Below are 18,450 nucleotides of genomic sequence, written 5' to 3' on the forward strand. Positions count from 1 at the left end.
TAATCCTGGGCCTGATTATCGATTGTTTTGTGCTGAGCCCTGATTGCGTTTAGACGCATCCGGAACCAGACGATAAAAGGTTTCGCCCGGCTTAGTCATACTGAGTTCATTGCGTGCGCGTTCCTCAATCGCCTCTTGCCCGCCATTGAGGTCATCAATTTCAGCAAAGAGTTGATCGTTTCGCGCCTTAAGTTTGGCGTTTGTTGCCTGCTGAGCCGCGACGTCATCGCTTACCCGGCTATAGTCGTGCAGTCCGTTCTTACCGAACCACAGCGAATATTGCAGCCAGATTAGCAAAGCCAGCAACAGCAGCGTTAGTTTACCCATCCTGCCCCCTGAAAAACGGCATCATCATCCCAAGACTTCCCCAGAGCACTACGCCGGGGTAACAGAGATGCCGCAACATCGCGGGCAAATGTACCACATTTTTTCCGCAGAATCGTCCTGCACAATATCGTTACACAGTTGGTTACGGTTTGAATTATGGCTGAAGTTAGCCCATGAGCCACAAAAATAACAGACCAAACATCAGAACCACCGTCACAATCGTGACCACGGTGCTGTACAGGAGCTTGCCATTGAGTAACGAGTGCAGCGCAATGCCGACGACAACCGCCACGGGCATCAGCGCCAGAAAGAAAGGCCAGGTGTAGAGAAAGAAGAACAGCGTGTTACCGCCGTAGATGAGAAACGGGATACCCAGCGCCAGCAACCATGAGACGAAGCCGATGATGGCCCCAGGAAATGACCAGGTCGTTTCGTCGTCGGTCGCGAGCGGCTCCGACCCGGTGGTGGTGATGTAATGTTCACTGTTGCGCATAGCTAGTCCTGTGACCGTGACTCATCGTTCGGGAAGACAGCTCCCGAACGATACCGTCTCAGGATCTGATAATATCGTCCCGTCTGAGCAGGTCTAATAATTGGCTTACTAAATTTGTTACCAATTGTTGACCCTCCAGGTGAATTTCAGGCGATTCAGGCGCTTCGTATACCGCATCAATTCCGGTGAAGTTTCGCAGTTCTCCGGCACGCGCTTTTTTGTACAGCCCTTTCGGGTCGCGCGCTTCGCAAATCTCCAGCGGCGTATCAACAAACACCTCGATAAAGCGATCCTGGCCCACGCGTTCACGCACCATCTGGCGCTCGGCGCGGTGCGGAGAGATAAACGCGGTCAGCACCACCAGCCCGGCGTCCGCCATCAGGCTGGCGACTTCGCCCACCCGGCGGATGTTCTCTTTACGGTCGTCGTCGCTAAACCCTAAATCGCTGCACAGGCCATGGCGCACGTTGTCGCCATCCAGCAGGTACGTGCTTACGCCCTGCTGATGCAATGCCTCTTCCAGCGCGCCCGCCACCGTTGATTTACCCGAGCCGGACAGCCCGGTAAACCACAGCACAACCCCACGGTGACCGTGGAGCTGTTCGCGCTGGGCGACGGTCACCGGATGAGGATGCCAGACGACGTTCTCATCATGGGCGGCCATTACTTGCCTCCCAGCAGATCGCGTGCGCCCCAGTGCGGGAAGTGTTTACGCACCAGCGCGTTCAGTTCCAGCTCGAAGGCACTGAATTCAGACGCCACGACAGACTGTTTAATCGGTTCGCGGACCATACCGGCCCCGACGGTAACGTTGGTCAACCTGTCGATAAAGATAAGCCCCCCCGTCACCGGATTCTGCTGATACGGATCCAGCACCAGCGGTTCGTCGAAGGTCAGATCGACCAGACCGATGCCGTTCAGCGGCAGTTCGGTAACCTCACGCTGGGTCAGGTTGTTGATGTCCACCTGGAACTGAATACCGTCCACGCGGGCGCGGGTTTTCTTGCCGGCAATTTTGATGTCGTAGCTCTGGCCCGACGTCAGCGGTTGCTCCGCCATCCACACCACATCCACGGAAGCCCCCTGTACAGCGGCCAGCGTTTCCTGGGCATCCACCAGCAGATCGCCCCGGCTGATATCAATTTCGTCTTTCAGCACCAGCGTTACGGCTTCACCGGCGCCCGCTTCCTGCAGGTCACCGTCGAAGGTGACGATGCGGGCGATGGTGGATTCCACGCCGGATGGCAGCACCTTAACGCGCTGGCCGACCTTCACTGAGCCTGACGCGAGGGTGCCGGAGAAACCGCGGAAATCGAGGTTAGGACGGTTCACGTACTGCACCGGGAAGCGCATCGGCTGGGTGTCGACCACGCGCTGGATTTCAACCGTTTCCAGCACCTCAAGCAGCGTCGGGCCGCTGTACCACGGCATGTTCGCGCTCTGGGAGGCGACGTTATCCCCTTCCAGCGCCGAGAGCGGCACAAAGCGGATATCCAGGTTGCCCGGCAGCTGCTCGGCAAAGGTCAGGTAGCTCTGGCGGATCTCCTCGAACTTCTCTTCGCTGAAGTTCACCAGATCCATCTTGTTGACCGCCACCACCAGATGTTTGATCCCCAGCAGCGTGGAGATAAAGCTGTGACGACGGGTCTGATCCAGCACGCCTTTACGCGCGTCCATCAGTAGGATCGCCAGGTCGCAGGTCGACGCGCCGGTCGCCATATTGCGGGTGTACTGTTCGTGCCCCGGGGTGTCGGCGATAATAAATTTGCGTTTCTCGGTAGAGAAATAGCGGTAGGCCACGTCGATGGTGATGCCCTGCTCGCGCTCCGCCTGCAGGCCGTCCACCAGCAGGGCCAGATCGAGTTTTTCCCCCTGGGTACCGTGACGTTTACTGTCGTTATGCAGGGAAGAGAGCTGATCTTCGTAAATCTGGCGCGTATCGTGCAGCAGGCGGCCAATCAGGGTACTTTTCCCGTCATCCACGCTGCCGCAGGTCAGAAAACGCAGCAGGCTTTTATGTTGCTGCGCGTGCAGATAGGCTTCCACGCCGCCTTCGTTGGCAATTTGTTGAGCAATAGTGGTGTTCATGGCGGCTCCTTAGAAATAACCCTGACGTTTCTTCAGCTCCATGGAGCCTGCCTGGTCGCGGTCAATCACGCGCCCCTGTCGCTCGCTGGTGGTCGATACCAGCATCTCTTCGATGATCTCCGGCAGCGTCTGCGCGCTGGATTCCACCGCGCCGGTCAGCGGCCAGCAGCCGAGGGTGCGGAAACGGACCATCTGTTTTTTAATCACTTCGCCCGGCTGCAGGTCGATGCGATCGTCGTCGATCATCATCAGCATGCCGTCACGCTCCAGCACCGGGCGCTCGGCGGCCAGATACAGCGGAACGATTTCGATGTTTTCCAGATAGATGTACTGCCAGATATCCAGCTCGGTCCAGTTAGAGAGCGGGAAGACGCGAATGCTTTCGCCTTTGTTGATCTGACCATTGTAGTTGTGCCACAGCTCCGGGCGCTGGTTTTTGGGGTCCCAGCGGTGGAAGCGGTCGCGGAAGGAGTAGATACGCTCTTTGGCGCGGGATTTCTCTTCGTCACGGCGCGCGCCGCCAAAAGCAGCGTCAAAACCGTATTTATTCAGCGCCTGCTTCAGCCCTTCGGTTTTCATGATATCGGTATGCTTGGCGCTGCCGTGCACGAACGGGTTAATGCCCATCGCCACCCCTTCCGGGTTTTTATGCACCAGCAGCTCGCAGCCGTAGGCTTTGGCGGTACGGTCGCGAAACTCATACATCTCGCGGAATTTCCAGCCGGTATCCACGTGCAACAGCGGGAAAGGCAGCGTGCCCGGATAAAACGCTTTACGCGCCAGATGCAGCATGACGCTGGAATCTTTACCGATGGAGTACATCATCACCGGGTTAGAAAACTCGGCGGCCACTTCGCGGATGATATGGATACTCTCCGCTTCGAGCTGCCGCAGGTGTGTAAGACGTTTTTGGTCCATAACCGTTCCTTAAGCCAAATTTACGACAGAAGAACCAAAGCCTTCTGTATCGGTTGTGTGTTGGAACCAGGCGAGCGTGCTGTGCAGCTGCACCACTTCTCCCACCACGATCAGGGCGGGCATCGGGGCGTCTTTCGCCAGGGTTGCAAGATGTTCCAGGGTGCCCGTCGCAACGTGCTGATCGACGCGCGTGCCCCGAGAAATGACGGCAACGGGCGTCGTCGCCTCGCGACCGTGCTGAATAAGCTGTTCGCTGATATCTGCCGCCTTCATCGTGCCCATGTAAATCGCCAGCGTCTGGCGGCTCTGGGCGAGATGCGACCAGTCGAACGGTGTGCTGTCGGCCTTGTAGTGGCCGGTCACAAAGGTCACGCTCTGGGCGTAATCGCGGTGGGTCAGCGGGATACCGGCGTAGGCCGTTACCGCAGAGGCCGCCGTAATGCCCGGCACCACCTGGAACGGTACACCCGCTTCGGCTGCCGCCTGCAGCTCTTCACCGCCGCGACCAAAGATAAACGGATCGCCCCCTTTCAGGCGCACCACGGTTTTACCCGCTTTGGCGGCGTCAATCAGCATCTGGTTGGTGTCGTGCTGCGGCACCGAGTGCTCGCCAGCCCGTTTGCCGACGCAGATTTGCTCCGCGTCGCGACGGATCAGCTCGCGCACGCCGTCGGTAACCAGATGGTCGTAAAACACCACGTCCGCGTCCTGCAGCACCTGCAGTCCGCGCAGCGTCAGGAGCCCGGCATCGCCCGGTCCTGCGCCTACCAGAATGATCTCCCCGCCGGTGCTGCCGGGGTTATCCAGTTCGTCTTCAAGAATTTTCTGCGCCGCCGTCTCATTGCCGGCATGCATCAGGCTGGCAAAGCGGCCGCGAAACACGCGTTCCCAGAAGCGACGGCGTTCCGTCACGCTGGTCAGGCGGGTTTTCAGATGGTTGCGCCAGTAGCTGGCTTTTTCCGCCATGCGCCCGAGGCTGGTCGGCAGCAGCGCTTCGATTTTTTCCCGCAGCACGCGCGCCAGCACCGGTGCGGTACCGCCGGAGGAGATCGCCACCAGCAGCGGCGAACGGTCAACGATCGACGGGAAGATAAACGAGCATAAAGGCTGGTCGTCCACCACGTTCACCAGGCGGTAGCGGGCCTGAGCGGCCTCGGAAATCCGCCGGTTCAGGTCGCGATCTTCGGTCGCCGCAATCACCAGCACGACGCTGTCGATTTGGGATTCGTCGAAATCCGCTTCTGCTACTACCCGCACCTGCGCCCCTGCGCGCTGCAGAAACGCAATTTTGCGATCGGCAATTTCACCCGTGCCAACAACCAGCACCGGCTTCTCTTTTATCGCGGCAAATAAGGGCAGATAGTCCACAAGCAACAACTCACTAACAACGAGGAATAGAGGGACTATAGGGGGCGGCTTAGACCGAATGAAATTACGAATTGGAATGAGTAGTTACTCAATGGAATAACGCCGTGAAAAAGCTAATACCAAAAAGTGCTTAACACGCGAAATTTCGGGCATTTAAGAGCAATTCAAATTGTGTATGGACGATCACAGTTTCATACTAAGCGGGTTATTATTTTGCTCAGTTTTTAAGGACTCACTATGTTCTCCGCAACGCGCCACCGTATTGCTGCCCTGGCGCTCGGCGTTTGCTTTATTCTTCCTGCCCAGGCAAAAAACCAACCTTATGGTGAAATCGCCAATATGCAGGCGCGGCATATTGCCACCGTCTTTCCTGGCCGTATGACCGGTTCGCCTGCGGAAATGCTCTCCGCGGACTATCTTCGCCAGCAGTTTGCCGGGATGGGCTACCAGAGCGATATCCGGTCGTTTCACAGCCGCTACGTCTATACCTCACGAAACAAAACGAAAAACTGGCATAACGTGACCGGCAGTACGGTTATCGCGGCGCATGAAGGTAGCGCAAAAGAGCAAATTATTATTATGGCGCACCTTGATACCTACGCCCCGATGAGTGACGCCGATACGGATAACAACCTCGGCGGGCTGACGCTGCAGGGCATGGACGACAACGCAGCAGGCCTGGGCGTGATGCTCGAACTGGCCGAGCGGATGAAGGATATTCCAACCCAGTATGGTATCCGTTTCGTGGCCACCAGCGGTGAAGAAGAGGGCAAACTCGGCGCTGAGAATCTCCTTAAACGCATGAGCGCTGAGGAGAGGAAAAATACGCTGCTGGTGATCAACCTCGATAACCTGATCGTCGGCGACAAGCTCTATTTCAACAGCGGGCAAAGTACACCGGGTACCGTGCGGAAACTGACGCGAGATCGTGCGCTGGCGATTGCCCGCAGCCACGGGGTTTATGCCACCAGCAACCCCGGCGGTAACCCGGATTACCCGCGAGGAACGGGCTGCTGCAACGACGGGGAAGTGTTCGATAAGGCGGGCATTCCGGTGCTGTATGTCGAAGCGACAAACTGGGCATTGGGCAAGAAAGATGGCTATCAACAGCGGGCTAAATCGAAAGCCTTCCCGGACGGGACAAGCTGGCACAACGTGATGCTGGATAATCAGCAGCACATCGATCGCGCGCTGCCGCAGCGGATTGAACACCGCAGTCGTGATGTGGTGAAGGTGATGCTGCCGCTGGTGAAGGAGCTGGCGAAAGCGGGGAAAGCCTAGTGCTTATTTTCCCCTCACCCCTGCCCTCTCCCCAAAGGGGCGAGGGTGAAAAGACGGCTCCGGGCAATCCCCTCTCCCCTTTGGGGAGAGGGTTAGGGTGAGGGGGAGGATAAGGATCACCCTTCGTGCAGCCCGCACTCGCGCTTCAGCCCAAAGAATCGCGTCTCTTCTTCCGCCATTCCCGGTTCCCATTTGCGCGTGGTGTGGGTGTCACCCACCGACAGATAGCCCTGGTCCCACAGCGGATGGTATTTCAGCCCGTGCTTTTGCAGATACTGATACACCGTCCGGTTATCCCAGTCGATAATCGGCAGCACTTTAAACACCCCGCGCTGGACCGCCAGCACCGGCAAGGTTGCACGGCTGCCGGACTGCTCGCGGCGCAGGCCAGCAAACCACGTCTGTGCATTGAGCTCTTTCAGCGCCCGGTTCATCGGCTCAACTTTGTTGATCTCATTGTATTTCTCAATGCCCTCAACGCCCTGTTCCCACAGCTTACCGTAGCGCGCCTCCTGCCAGGCCGCGCTTTCCGTCGCGCGGTAAACTTTGAGGTTCAGCCTGAGCTTGTCCGTCAGCTCGTCAATAAACTGGTAGGTTTCCGGGAACAGGTAGCCGGTATCGGTGAGGATCACCGGAATGTCCGGACGGATCTGATTCACCAGATGCAGGCTGACCGCCGCCTGAATACCAAAGCTCGACGACAGCACATAGTCTCCCGGCAGGTTTTCCAGCGCCCACGCCACGCGCCCTTCGGCGTCCAGCTTTTCAAGGTGGGCATTGGTTTCTGCGAGTGCCAGAATGCGTTCGACTTTTGGCAATGCGTTAAGCGCGTTTAGATCGAGTACGGACATAATTACCTCTCGTGGTTACTCCCAGAAATCCCTGGCGGGATCGAGCACCGGGCGAATGATGCCCGCACGCACCGTAAAGTCGCCGAAGCCTTCACCCGCTTCACGCTCTTTCGCCCAGCGCCCGACAAGCTCGTCGATGGAATCAAGAATTTCCGGCTCGGTGATGTTCTCCCGGAACATACGCGGGATGCGCGTACCGATTCGGTTACCGCCCAGGTGCAGGTTATAACGCCCCGGCGCTTTCCCCACCAGACCCAGCTCGGCCAGCATCGCGCGGCCGCAGCCGTTCGGGCAGCCGGTGACGCGCATAACAATATGCTCGTCCGGAATACCGTGTTTTTCCAGAATCGCTTCTACCTTGTCAGTAAATGACGGCAGGAAACGCTCCGCTTCGGCCATCGCCAGCGGACAGGTCGGGAACGACACGCAGGCCATTGAGTTTTCGCGCTGCGGCTTCACCGCATCCATCAACCCATGTTCGCGCGCCAGCTTCTCGATCTTCGCCTTCTGGCTCTCCGGCACGCCGGCAATAATGAGATTCTGGTTAGCGGTAATGCGGAACTCGCCTTTATGGATCTTAGCAATTTCCAGCAGACCGGTTTTCAGCGGACGGCCCGGATAATCCAGAATACGGCCGTTTTCGATAAACAGCGTCAGGTGCCATTTATTATCGATGCCTTTCACCCAGCCGATGCGATCGCCGCGACCGGTGAATTCGTAAGGGCGGATCGGCTCGAATTTGATGCCCGCACGACGCTCCACTTCCGCTTTGAACGTCTCAACGCCCACGCGCTCCAGGGTGTATTTGGTTTTCGCGTTTTTACGGTCTGTACGGTTGCCCCAGTCGCGCTGGGTGGTCACTACCGCTTCCGCCACGGCCAGCGTGTGCTCCAGCGGCAGGAAGCCGAACTCGCTTGCGGTGCGGGCGTAGGTTTTCTTGTTACCGTGCTCAATGGAGAGGCCGCCGCCCACCAGCAGGTTAAAGCCAATCAGCTTGCCGTTTTCGGCAATCGCCACGAAGTTCATGTCGTTGGCGTGCAGGTCGATATCGTTCTGCGGTGGAATAACGACCGTGGTTTTAAACTTACGCGGCAGGTAGGTCTGGCCAAGGATCGGCTCTTCGTCGGTGGTGGCGACTTTTTCCTGATCGAGCCAAATCTCTGCGTAGGCGCGCGTGCGCGGCAGCAGGTGCTCGGAGATCTTCTTCGCCCACTCGTACGCTTCGGCATGCAGCTCGGATTCATACGGATTCGAGGTGCAAAGCACGTTACGGTTCATGTCGTTGGCGGTCGCCAGCGCGTCCAGCCCAACGGAGTGCAGCATCTGGTGCACCGGCTTGACGTTCTTCTTCAGAATACCGTGGAACTGGAAGGTCTGACGGTTGGTCAGACGGATGCTGCCGTAGATCGTGTTTTCACCGGCAAACTTGTCGATCGCCTGCCACTGTTTGGTGGTAATCACCCCGCCCGGCAGACGGCAGCGCAGCAGCATCGCGTGACGCGGCTCCAGCTTCTGTTCTGCACGCTCGGCGCGGATGTCGCGGTCGTCCTGCTGGTACATGCCGTGAAAACGGATCAGCAGGAAGTTGTCGCCTTTGAAACCGCCGGTGAGACCGTCATTCAGATCTTCAGCAATGGTGCCGCGCAGATAGTTGCTTTCCAGCTTCATGCGCTCGGCGTCTGTCAGTTTACCTTCGACCACCAGTGGCCCTGGATGTTTTTCGCTCATTAGTAGACATCTCGCTGATAACGGCGCTCAACGCGCAGCTCACTTAAAAATTCATCCGCCGTTTCGGCATCCATACCGCCGAATTCGGCAATCACTTCCAGCAGTGCCTGCTCAACGTCTTTCGCCATACGATTGGCGTCGCCGCAGACATAAATGTGGGCACCGTCATTGATCCAGCGCCACAGCTCTGCGCCCTGTTCGCGCAGTTTGTCTTGTACGTATACTTTTTCTTTCTGGTCGCGGGACCAGGCCAGGTCGATGCGGGTCAGTACGCCTTCTTTCACATAGCGCTGCCACTCAACCTGGTAGAGGAAATCTTCGGTAAAGTGCGGGTTGCCGAAGAAGAGCCAGTTTTTACCCGGCGCTTCATCTGCCGCGCGCTGCTGCATAAAGGCGCGGAACGGCGCAATGCCGGTGCCCGGGCCAATCATGATGACCGGGGTTTCCGGGTTTGCCGGCAGGCGGAAGTTGTCGTTGTGCTCGATAAAGACGCGCACTTCGCCCTCTTCTTCCACGCGGTCCGCCAGGAAGCCTGAGGCCCCACCCGTGCGGGCGCGGCCTTCGATATCGTAGCGCACCACGCCGACGGTAACATGCACTTCACTCTCCACTTCGGCTTGCGAAGAGGCGATAGAGTACAGGCGCGGGGTGAGCGGGCGCAGCAGACCGATCAGCGCATCGGCATCCAGCTGAGCCGGAGAGAAGCGCACCATATCGACAATCGGCGTCGTCGCGGCGTAATGCTGAAGCTTCGCTTTATCGCCCACCAGCGGCAGCAGGGATTCGCTGCGCGTCAAGGTGGCATAGTTTTCGACGATATTCGGGGTGTTCACCGTCAGTTCGAAATGCCACTGCAGCGCCTCTGAAAGCGGCTGGGTTTTGCCGTCAACGGTGACAGGCTCGTCGCCTTTCAGCCACAGCAGCTCAACCAGTTCTTTCACCAGCGCCGGATCGTTCTGATACCAGATACCCAGCGCATCGCCCGGCTGATAGCGCAGGCCGGAGTCTCCCAGATCGATTTCGATATGGCGGACATCTTTTTCCGAGTCGCGGCCGGTAATTTTCTGGTTCACCGACAGGCTCGCCGTCAGCGGCGCCTCTTTGGTGTACGGGCTGGTGTGGATGTCGTTAACAGCACCCGTCGCGGTGAACGCGGCCTGCGCCGACGTCTCTTTCGGCACACGCGCTTTTAACACCTCAACGATGCGTGCACGCCATTCGGCGGCGGCGGCCTGGTATTCGACATCCGCGTCAACGCGGTCCAGCAGGCGCTCCGCGCCCAGCTCCGCCAGCCTGCTGTCGAAGTCTTTACCGGACTGGCAGAAGAATTGATAGGAGGTATCGCCCAGGCCAAACACGGCAAACGCCGTGCCATCCAGCTTCGGCGCTTTTTTCGAGAACAGGAACTTGTGCAGGGCCACCGCTTCTTCAGCGGGTTCACCTTCACCCTGCGTAGAGGCAACCACCACCAGCAGTTTTTCTGACGCGATTTGTTTGAATTTATAATCCCCGGCATTGACCAGGTTCACGTTCAGTTTGGCGGCCAGCAGGTCGTCACGCAGCGCCTCGGCCACGCGGCGGGCATTGCCCGTCTGCGAGGCGGAAATCAGGGTAATGGCCGGCATTTCAACGGCCGTTACCGGTGCACCCGCCACAGCGCCAGGCTGCTGATTGAGCATTCCCCAGAAATAACCGGAGACCCAGGCAAGCTGAGTGGGAGAAAAATCAGAGGTGGCAGCCTGAAGGCGCGCCAGTTGCTCCGGGTTCAGGGGAAGCAAATTTGAAGGTGGGGCCTGTGTTGTCATGCGTCGTTATGTTCCAGTAGCCAAGCGGACTTTAAGCGAATAAATCCAAACTGAAGATAAGGTTAACGGCGAGGATAATAACAATTAAAGAAGGGATGGAAATAATAAATAACCAAATGGACTAACCTGTTTTAGTTGTCATACTTAGCGATAAAACCGATTAATTAACCCTCTGAAAATTATCGATAAAAACAACAAAAAACGCCTCTTAATGAGACGCCTGGCTTCAGAGCCGTTTTAGTTAATGCTAAAAATTGTGCTTTCCGGTACTATGCGGCGGTTTTTTCCGCATTACTGAGAGCGATCATGTCCACCACACTGTTTAAAGATTTCACCTTCGAAGCCGCCCACCACCTTCCGCATGTCCCAGAAGGACATAAATGTGGCCGTCTGCACGGGCATTCGTTCATGGTGCGTCTTGAGATCACCGGTGAAGTTGATCCGCATACCGGTTGGATCATGGATTTTGCCGAGCTGAAGGCGGCGTTTAAGCCGACCTACGATCGTCTGGATCACTACTACCTGAATGAGATCCCGGGCCTTGAAAACCCGACCAGTGAAGTGCTGGCAAAATGGATTTGGGATCAGATGAAGCCGCTGGTACCGCTGCTGAGCGCGGTGATGATCAAAGAGACCTGCACGGCAGGCTGCGTGTATCGCGGAGAGTGATGCTTGCCGGGTGGCGCTGACGCTTGCCCGGCCTACAAGAGCATCGAACCATAGGCCCGGTAAGCGCTCGCGCCACCGGGCTTTTTTTATGCAATATTCAGATACTTGTGCGTCTGCATCGACAGGCGCCAGTTGCGCGCAATACAGGTTTCAATGCACAGGCGCGTCGCGTCATCTTTCTGGCTGATCGGCTGAAGCGCAATGACGCGCTGCTTTTCATCCGTCAGCGTGGCCAGCAGTTCATCCAGCGCTTCGATATCACGCACGCGCCCTACCGGGTGCTTAATCTCATCCGCGCGTTCCAGCGCCTGAGACAGCACGTCATACCCGCCGCGCATATTCACTTTTGGCGATACCGTCACCCAGGTCGTGTGTGAACAGCGCACTTCATGGGTGCCGCTGGTTTCAATCTGGCAGCTGTAGCCGTTCTTTTCGAGCAGCTCGGTCAGCGGCGTCAGATCGTGGATGCAGGGTTCACCGCCGGTGATCACAACGTGGCGCGCCGTCCAGCCCTGACGACCAATAATGGCCAGCAGATCTTCGGAACTGCCCGCGCCCCACTTATCGCTCTCTTTGGTTTTCGCCAGAATGCTAAACAGCGACACTTCCCGATCTGCGAGCTTATCCCACGTATGTTTGGTATCACACCAGGCACAGCCAACCGGGCATCCCTGTAAACGAATGAAAATAGCGGGAACGCCGGTAAAGTAACCCTCGCCTTGCAGGGTCTGGAACATCTCGTTAATCGGGTACTGCATAGTCATCTCAGTAAAGGGGATAAACGATAAGTATCGCAGATCCCCGCCGGATGGTCATGCTCCATCGGTGCTTTGCGCGCCAATCGCCGCCATAAACCGTTCCGTGATTTGCTGTGGGCGGGTGATCGCACCGCCGACGACGACCGTATGCGCGCCCAGCGCCAGGCATCTGGCCGCGCGTTCAGGCGTATCCACGTTGCCTTCGGCAACCACGGGAACCGTCACGGCCGCCAGCACCGCTTTCAGGAACGTGCAGTCGTTGTCAGGCAATGTATGACCCTCGGTTTCCGCCGTGTAGCCGTAAAGCGTGGTGCCGACGCAGTCAAAGCCCAACGCCTGCGCCGTCACGGCTTCGTCCACGGAGGCGATATCCGCCATCAGCATCACCGCGGGATAGCGTGAGCGGATGCGCGAGACCAGCGTTTCCAGGGATTCTCCGCCGGGACGCTCCCGCGCCGTCGCATCAAGCGCAATGATTTCCGGAGAGACGCTCATGAGCTCATCCACCTCTTTCATCGTGGCGGTGATAAACACCTCGCTTTCCGGGTAATCCCGTTTGATGATGCCGATGACCGGCAAAGAGACCTGCTGCTTAATGGCCTCGATATCTACCACGCTGTTGGCACGAATGGCAGCGGCCCCGCCCTGCGCCGCCGCCAGCGCCATCCGCGACATAATAAACGGGCTATGCAGCGGCTCATTCTCCAGCGCCTGACAGGAGACGATCAGTTTTCCCTTCAGGTTATCCAGTACAGTTTTCATTACGATAAGATCTCTTCCACTTCGTTTTTGATAATCGTGACGTGCGGGCCATAAATGACCTGAACACCGTTACCGCGCACGATAACGCCGCGCGCCCCGGTGGCTTTCAGCGCCGCGTCATTCACTTTGCTGCCATCCTTCACCGTGACGCGAAGACGCGTGGCGCAGCAGTCCACCTCTTCAAGATTGTCTTTTCCGCCTAATCCGGCGATCACCGCAGCAGCGCGTTCGTTTTGCGGCAGACTGACTTCGTCAGCCATCGCCTCCTTTTCCCGACCCGGCGTAGCAAAATCAAAGCGGTTAATCAGGTAGCGGAAGGTGAAGTAGTAAAGGAAGAACCACGGCACGCCGACCAGCGGAACGAACATCCAGTTGGTTTTGGCCTCCCCCTGCAAAATGCCGAACAGCACGAAGTCGATAAAACCGCCGGAGAAGGTTTGCCCGATGGTGATATGCAGCATGTGTGCAAGCATGAACGCCAGCCCGTCAAACAGCGCATGAATGACGTAAAGCACCGGTGCAATAAACAGGAACGAGAATTCGATAGGCTCGGTAATCCCGGTCAGGAACGAGGTTAACGCGGCAGAAAGCAGCAGTCCGGCAACGCGCTTTTTGTTCTCGGGTTTTGCCGTGTGGTACATCGCCAGGCACGCGCCGAGCAGGCCAAACATCATCGTAATAAAGCGCCCGGACATGAAGCGTGACGTGCCTTCGTAAAACTGACGCGTGGTAGGATCGGCCAGTTGGGCGAAGAAGATCCGCTGCGTGCCTTCCACCAGATGACCGTTGACGATTTCACTGCCGCCAAGCGCGGTGGTCCAGAACGGCAGATAGAAGATGTGGTGCAAACCAAACGGGCCCAGCATGCGGAGAATAAAGCCGTACAGCAGGGTGCCCAGATAGCCGGTGGCATCCACCAGCCCGCCCAGACCAAAAATCAGCTTCTGGAAATGCGGCCAGACCACGGTCATGAGCGCACCGACGAGGATCGCCGCCAGGGAGCTGATGATGGGAACAAAGCGCGAGCCACCAAAGAACCCGAGGAACTGCGGAAGCGCTATTTTATTAAACCGATGATGGAGCGTGCAGGTCACCAGACCAATCACCACGCCGCCAAACACGCCGGTTTCCAGCGTCTGAATGCCCAGCGTCATGCCCTGCCCCACGGCGCCCGGGTTGTCGTGCGCCAGTTTGCCAGTGAGGATCAGCAGCGCGTTAATGGTGGCATTCATCACCAGAAACGCGAGTAATGCCGCCAGCCCGGCCGTACCCTTATCGCTTTTTGCCAGCCCTACGGCCACCCCAACGGCAAACAGCACCGAGAGGTTCGCAAACACGATGGATCCTGCGCTGCTCATGATGGTGAAAATGGCCTGAAGCCAGCCCACATCTAAAAACGGATAAGCCGCCAGCGTATTGGGATTCGATAACGCGCCGCCTATCCCCAGCAGCAGACCCGCCGCAGGCAACACGGCAATCGGCAACATAAAGGATTTGCCAAAGCGCTGCGCTTTTTCAAACCATCCCCCTGAAGAAGCCCCACTGAATATTTGCATCATTTTTTCATCCCCCCATTAAACGATGAAAATTTTTACCATACAAACATTCAATAGTGAAAATTACCATCAAAAACCAGGACGACGATCATACTTTTTCAAAATGACTGGCATCTTTCCCCCGCTTTCCGCCACACTAGTCGCAGAGAAACGCATTAAGGATCGAGCATGTCAGACCATGAAAACCTGCTGCTGAAGCTACGCCAGGAGGCTTCCGGGTACAGCCCAACACAACAAAAACTCGGTGAATTTGTCCTCAGCGATCCTGCCCGGGTGCTCTACCTGACGATCACCGAGCTGGCGCGCGAGAGCCACACCAGCGAGGCCAGCGTCACGCGTCTTTGCCGTACGCTGGGCTGCAAAGGCTATAACGAATTTAAAATGGCGCTTGCGCTGGATATTCAGCAGGGCCAGCCCGCGCGTCAGGCGGGAGATGAGATTGATAACGTCGTGGATGAGTCGGTGCAGGCTTTGCAGGATACCGCCAGACTCCTCGACCGCACGCTGCTTGAAAAGGCGGCGCTGGCGCTGCACCAGGCACAATCCGTGCAAATTTATGGCGTCGCGGCCAGCGCGATCCTTGGGGAGTATCTGCACTACAAGCTGTTGCGTCTGGGCAAACCCGCACAGCTGTTTAGCGATATGCACCGCGCGGCCATGAATGCGACAACGCTTTCGAAAGAGACGCTGGTTGTGGCCATCTCCAGTTCGGGTTCAACGCGGGATTTACTCCACGTGGTGAAGCTTGCCCGCAAGCGCGGCGTTAAAGTTCTGGCACTCAGCAATACGCCCCGCAGCCCGCTGGCGTCCCTGAGCGACATGCTGCTGGTGGCTGCCAAACCAGAGGGCCCCCTTAGCGCAGGCGCACTCAATGCTAAGGTTGGGGTGATGCTGCTGGTCGAGCTGCTGACCACGTCCATGATTGCGCTGGATGGTCATTACGGCGACGTTAGCCAACAAACAGCCAGCGCTACGCTTCCTCTGTTACTCTAAAAATCCTTCGCAGGCTAAATAAAATAGCCTGCGATTTATGCCGTCTGATTTTAGTTAAGTGGCGTTTAAATCATTTATTTGATAAATGTTTGGTGTAACAAATTATTATATTTATTACATTTTGAATTAAGTTTACCGTTCGGGAGCACCTCTATAAAAAACATTAAATTCAATAAGTTAAAGTTTAAATTTTAATAGAGTGAATTTTTACCCTTCCGCTAATGTCCAAAATATCCGCCCGATTTCCTTTCCTTAAAATAAGCTTAAGATGCTGTCGGTTTCGGCGATTTATTATTTAAATGCCGTTTACTTTTGCGCGCCTACAATCCGCCTCATCAATCATAATGAGACGGTATTAATGAAGATGTTATTGATTACAGGCGTGACCGGATTTCTGGGCGGTGCAGTTCTTGAAAAAATCCTGACCAACGATCAATCCGTAGAACTCCTTTTGCTCGCGCGTGCCGGCGATCCGCAGAGCGGGCTGGAGCGCGTGCTGGAGAATATGCGCAAGTTCAACGTTCCTGAGGACAAACTGGCCTCCCTGACGGTGGATAATATCCTGATTGGCGACCTCAGCCAGCCTGAAGCCTTCCTGAACGATCCCCGTCTGGATCGGGTCACGCATGTCGTGAACTGTGCAGCCGTCGCCTCATTTGGTAACAACCCGCTGATCTGGAAGGTCAACGTTGAAGGTACGCTCGCGCTGGCGCGCCGTATGGAGCAGGTCACAGGACTGCAGCGTTTCCTCCACGTCGGCACCGCGATGTCATGCACGCCGGAGCAGGATTCCCTGGTCGCCGAAAGCGCCGAATTCAGAGAGAATGCGGAACACCTGGTGGAATACACGTTTTCGAAGTCAACCATCGAACAGCTGATGCGCCAGGAGTGTCCGAACCTGCCGCTGCTCATCGCCCGTCCGTCCATCGTCGTCGGCCATACCCGTCACGGCTGCACACCGTCGAGCAGCATTTTCTGGGTCTTTAGCATGGGCCTGATGCTGCAGAAGTTTATGTGCTCAATGGAAGACCGGATCGACGTTGTTCCGGTGGATTATTGCGCCGACGCGATGTTAATGCTGCTCAACAGCAATGCTCGTCCGGGAGAAGTGGTACACATTTCTGCGGGAGAAGAGAACAGCGTTCGCTTTGCGGATATCGATCAGGCAATGGCGCAGGCGCTGGAGAAAGCCCCCGTCGGTGATAAGTATGCGCAGGTCAGCTACGAAACGCTGGTCAGAATGCGTCGCGAGCTGAAACATATTTTTGGGCCGTGCAACGAACGTCTGATGCTGAAAGCCATGCGGTTATACGGTGCGTTTGCCACGCTTAACGTTCGCTTCAGCAACGATAAGCTGCTGAGCATGGGGATGCCGAAGCCACCCCGGTTTACGGATTATATCGCCCGCTGCGTGCAAACCACTCAGGGGCTGACCATTCCGGAGCAGATGGCGGTTGATTTTAAATAGCCAAAAAAAATGCCAGTCATTCGACTGGCATTTTCGTTTTAAGGCTTAGGCTATTATGCCTGGCCTTTGATCTCTTTACGACCGTTGTATGGTGCTTTTTCGCCCAGCGCTTCTTCGATACGAATCAGCTGGTTGTATTTAGCAACACGGTCAGAACGGCTCATAGAACCAGTTTTGATCTGGCCTGCAGCGGTACCCACAGCCAGGTCGGCAATGGTAGCGTCTTCAGTTTCGCCAGAACGGTGAGAGATAACAGCGGTGTAGCCAGCGTCTTTCGCCATTTTGATCGCAGCCAGAGTTTCGGTCAGGGAACCGATCTGGTTGAATTTGATCAGGATGGAGTTAACGATGCCTTTCTCGATGCCTTCTTTCAGGATCTTGGTGTTGGTTACGAACAGGTCGTCACCAACCAGCTGGATTTTGTCGCCCAGTACTTTAGTCTGGTATGCGAAGCCAGCCCAGTCAGACTCGTCCAGACCGTCTTCGATAGACACGATTGGGTACTGTTTGGTCAGGTCTTCCAGGAAGTGAGTGAACTCTTCGGAGGTGAACGCTTTGTTGCCTTCGCCAGCCAGAACGTATTTACCGTCTTTGTAGAATTCAGATGCTGCACAGTCCATCGCCAGGGTGATGTCTTTGCCCAGCTCGTAGCCTGCAGCTTTTACTGCTTCTGCGATAACAGCCAGTGCTTCTGCGTTAGAACCCAGGTTTGGCGCATAGCCACCTTCGTCACCAACAGCCGTGTTCATACCTTTAGCTTTCAGAACTTTAGCCAGGTTGTGGAACACTTCAGAACCCATACGTACCGCTTCTTTCAGGGATTTCGCGCCAACTGGCTGAATCATGAATTCCTGAATATCAACGTTGTTGTCTGCGTGCTCACCACCGTTGATGATGTTCATCATTGGTACAGGCATGGAGTATTTGCCTGGGGTGCCGTTCAGTTCAGCGATGTGCTCGAACAGTGGCATACCTTTCGCAGCCGCAGCCGCTTTGGCGTTTGCCAGAGAAACAGCCAGGATTGCGTTCGCACCGAAGTTAGATTTGTTTTCAGTACCGTCCAGATCGATCATGATCTTGTCGATGCCAGCCTGGTCTTTGGCGTCTTTGCCAATGATTGCCTGAGCAATAGGACCGTTTACAGCGCCAACCGCTTTCAGTACGCCTTTACCCAGGAAGCGAGATTTGTCGCCATCGCGCAGTTCCAGCGCTTCGCGGGAACCGGTAGAAGCACCTGATGGAGCAGCAGCCATACCAACGAAACCACCTTCCAGGTGAACTTCGGCTTCAACGGTCGGGTTACCACGGGAGTCGATGATTTCACGACCGATGACTTTAACGATTTTGGACATTAGATTTTCCTCAGTACAAGTTAAACTAAAACT

The 18,450-nt window shown here is 56.4% G+C and carries 17 protein-coding genes; 4 read left to right on the top strand and 13 right to left on the bottom strand.

Features of this window, described 5'->3' with window-relative positions; genetic code table 11:
- Positions 1 to 15: 15 nt before the first annotated feature.
- The 6 genes from ftsB to cysG form a co-directional block, all read right to left on the bottom strand.
- Entirely contained in the window at positions 16 to 327 is a 312-nt protein-coding gene (gene ftsB / locus AC0TNG_RS03560; RefSeq protein ID WP_008499609.1) for a cell division protein FtsB, read from the bottom strand.
- A gap of 166 nt (positions 328 to 493) precedes the next feature.
- On the bottom strand, positions 494 to 820 hold the full coding sequence (locus tag AC0TNG_RS03565; protein ID WP_008499610.1) for a DUF3561 family protein: 327 nt from the start codon (positions 818 to 820) through the stop codon (positions 494 to 496).
- A gap of 58 nt (positions 821 to 878) precedes the next feature.
- On the bottom strand, positions 879 to 1,484 hold the full coding sequence (cysC, locus tag AC0TNG_RS03570) for an adenylyl-sulfate kinase (protein WP_010434543.1): 606 nt from the start codon (positions 1,482 to 1,484) through the stop codon (positions 879 to 881).
- Positions 1,484 to 2,908: a sulfate adenylyltransferase subunit CysN gene (cysN, locus tag AC0TNG_RS03575; RefSeq protein WP_024909257.1), complete on the bottom strand. Its 1,425-nt coding sequence runs from the start codon at positions 2,906 to 2,908 to the stop codon at positions 1,484 to 1,486. Before cysN ends, cysC begins: the two co-directional genes overlap by 1 nt.
- A gap of 9 nt (positions 2,909 to 2,917) precedes the next feature.
- A complete protein-coding gene (cysD, locus tag AC0TNG_RS03580) occupies positions 2,918 to 3,826 on the bottom strand; it encodes a sulfate adenylyltransferase subunit CysD (RefSeq protein WP_006811770.1) in 909 nt (302 codons plus the stop codon).
- A gap of 9 nt (positions 3,827 to 3,835) precedes the next feature.
- The gene (cysG, locus tag AC0TNG_RS03585; protein WP_090418465.1) at positions 3,836 to 5,194 is read right to left on the bottom strand and encodes a siroheme synthase CysG; all 1,359 of its coding nucleotides are present in this window, start codon (positions 5,192 to 5,194) and stop codon (positions 3,836 to 3,838) included.
- Between the two features lie 237 nt (positions 5,195 to 5,431).
- On the opposite strand from cysG, the gene AC0TNG_RS03590 reads away from it, so the two are divergent.
- Positions 5,432 to 6,475 (top strand): aminopeptidase, encoded by a 1,044-nt coding sequence (locus AC0TNG_RS03590; RefSeq protein WP_048990153.1) that lies wholly within the window; start codon positions 5,432 to 5,434, stop codon positions 6,473 to 6,475.
- A 116-nt stretch (positions 6,476 to 6,591) separates the two neighbouring features.
- Here the strand turns inward: AC0TNG_RS03590 and cysH are convergent, their stop codons facing one another.
- The 3 genes from cysH to cysJ are packed head-to-tail and all read right to left on the bottom strand — an operon-like array spanning position 6,592 to position 10,859.
- Positions 6,592 to 7,326 carry a phosphoadenosine phosphosulfate reductase gene (gene cysH / locus AC0TNG_RS03595; protein ID WP_248165703.1) on the bottom strand — a complete coding sequence of 245 codons (735 nt, stop codon included), beginning with the start codon at positions 7,324 to 7,326 and terminating at the stop codon, positions 6,592 to 6,594.
- A gap of 15 nt (positions 7,327 to 7,341) precedes the next feature.
- On the bottom strand, positions 7,342 to 9,054 hold the full coding sequence (cysI, locus tag AC0TNG_RS03600; protein ID WP_024909261.1) for an assimilatory sulfite reductase (NADPH) hemoprotein subunit: 1,713 nt from the start codon (positions 9,052 to 9,054) through the stop codon (positions 7,342 to 7,344).
- Entirely contained in the window at positions 9,054 to 10,859 is a 1,806-nt protein-coding gene (cysJ, locus tag AC0TNG_RS03605; protein ID WP_473713296.1) for an NADPH-dependent assimilatory sulfite reductase flavoprotein subunit, read from the bottom strand. The genes cysI and cysJ overlap by 1 nt, the downstream gene beginning before the upstream one ends.
- A gap of 306 nt (positions 10,860 to 11,165) precedes the next feature.
- Here cysJ and queD point away from each other — a divergent pair, with 306 nt between their 5' ends.
- On the top strand, positions 11,166 to 11,528 hold the full coding sequence (gene queD, locus AC0TNG_RS03610) for a 6-carboxytetrahydropterin synthase QueD (RefSeq protein WP_014885039.1): 363 nt from the start codon (positions 11,166 to 11,168) through the stop codon (positions 11,526 to 11,528).
- 86 nt (positions 11,529 to 11,614) lie between these two features.
- On the opposite strand, the gene queE is transcribed toward queD, so the two are convergent.
- From queE to AC0TNG_RS03625, 3 genes are read right to left on the bottom strand one after another with little or no spacing between them, the layout of a single operon-like run.
- Positions 11,615 to 12,286, bottom strand: a complete 672-nt coding sequence (gene queE / locus AC0TNG_RS03615; protein ID WP_023333236.1) for a 7-carboxy-7-deazaguanine synthase QueE — start codon at positions 12,284 to 12,286, stop codon at positions 11,615 to 11,617.
- Positions 12,287 to 12,340: 54 nt separating this feature from the next.
- A complete protein-coding gene (locus AC0TNG_RS03620) occupies positions 12,341 to 13,048 on the bottom strand; it encodes an N-acetylmannosamine-6-phosphate 2-epimerase (protein ID WP_048990148.1) in 708 nt (235 codons plus the stop codon).
- Complete coding sequence (locus tag AC0TNG_RS03625; protein ID WP_024909264.1) at positions 13,048 to 14,607, bottom strand: maltose/glucose-specific PTS transporter subunit IIC; 1,560 nt, start codon at positions 14,605 to 14,607, stop codon at positions 13,048 to 13,050. Before AC0TNG_RS03625 ends, AC0TNG_RS03620 begins: the two co-directional genes overlap by 1 nt.
- 165 nt (positions 14,608 to 14,772) lie before the next feature.
- On the opposite strand from AC0TNG_RS03625, the gene AC0TNG_RS03630 reads away from it, so the two are divergent.
- Complete coding sequence (locus AC0TNG_RS03630; RefSeq protein ID WP_024909265.1) at positions 14,773 to 15,597, top strand: MurR/RpiR family transcriptional regulator; 825 nt, start codon at positions 14,773 to 14,775, stop codon at positions 15,595 to 15,597.
- A gap of 358 nt (positions 15,598 to 15,955) precedes the next feature.
- A complete protein-coding gene (locus tag AC0TNG_RS03635) occupies positions 15,956 to 17,065 on the top strand; it encodes an SDR family oxidoreductase (protein ID WP_032648092.1) in 1,110 nt (369 codons plus the stop codon).
- Between the two features lie 53 nt (positions 17,066 to 17,118).
- Here the strand turns inward: AC0TNG_RS03635 and eno are convergent, their stop codons facing one another.
- Positions 17,119 to 18,417, bottom strand: a complete 1,299-nt coding sequence (eno, locus tag AC0TNG_RS03640; RefSeq protein WP_024909267.1) for a phosphopyruvate hydratase — start codon at positions 18,415 to 18,417, stop codon at positions 17,119 to 17,121.
- Positions 18,418 to 18,450 lie beyond the last annotated feature (33 nt).

The sequence above is a fragment of the Enterobacter sp. PL_is514 genome, from assembly GCF_055816715.1.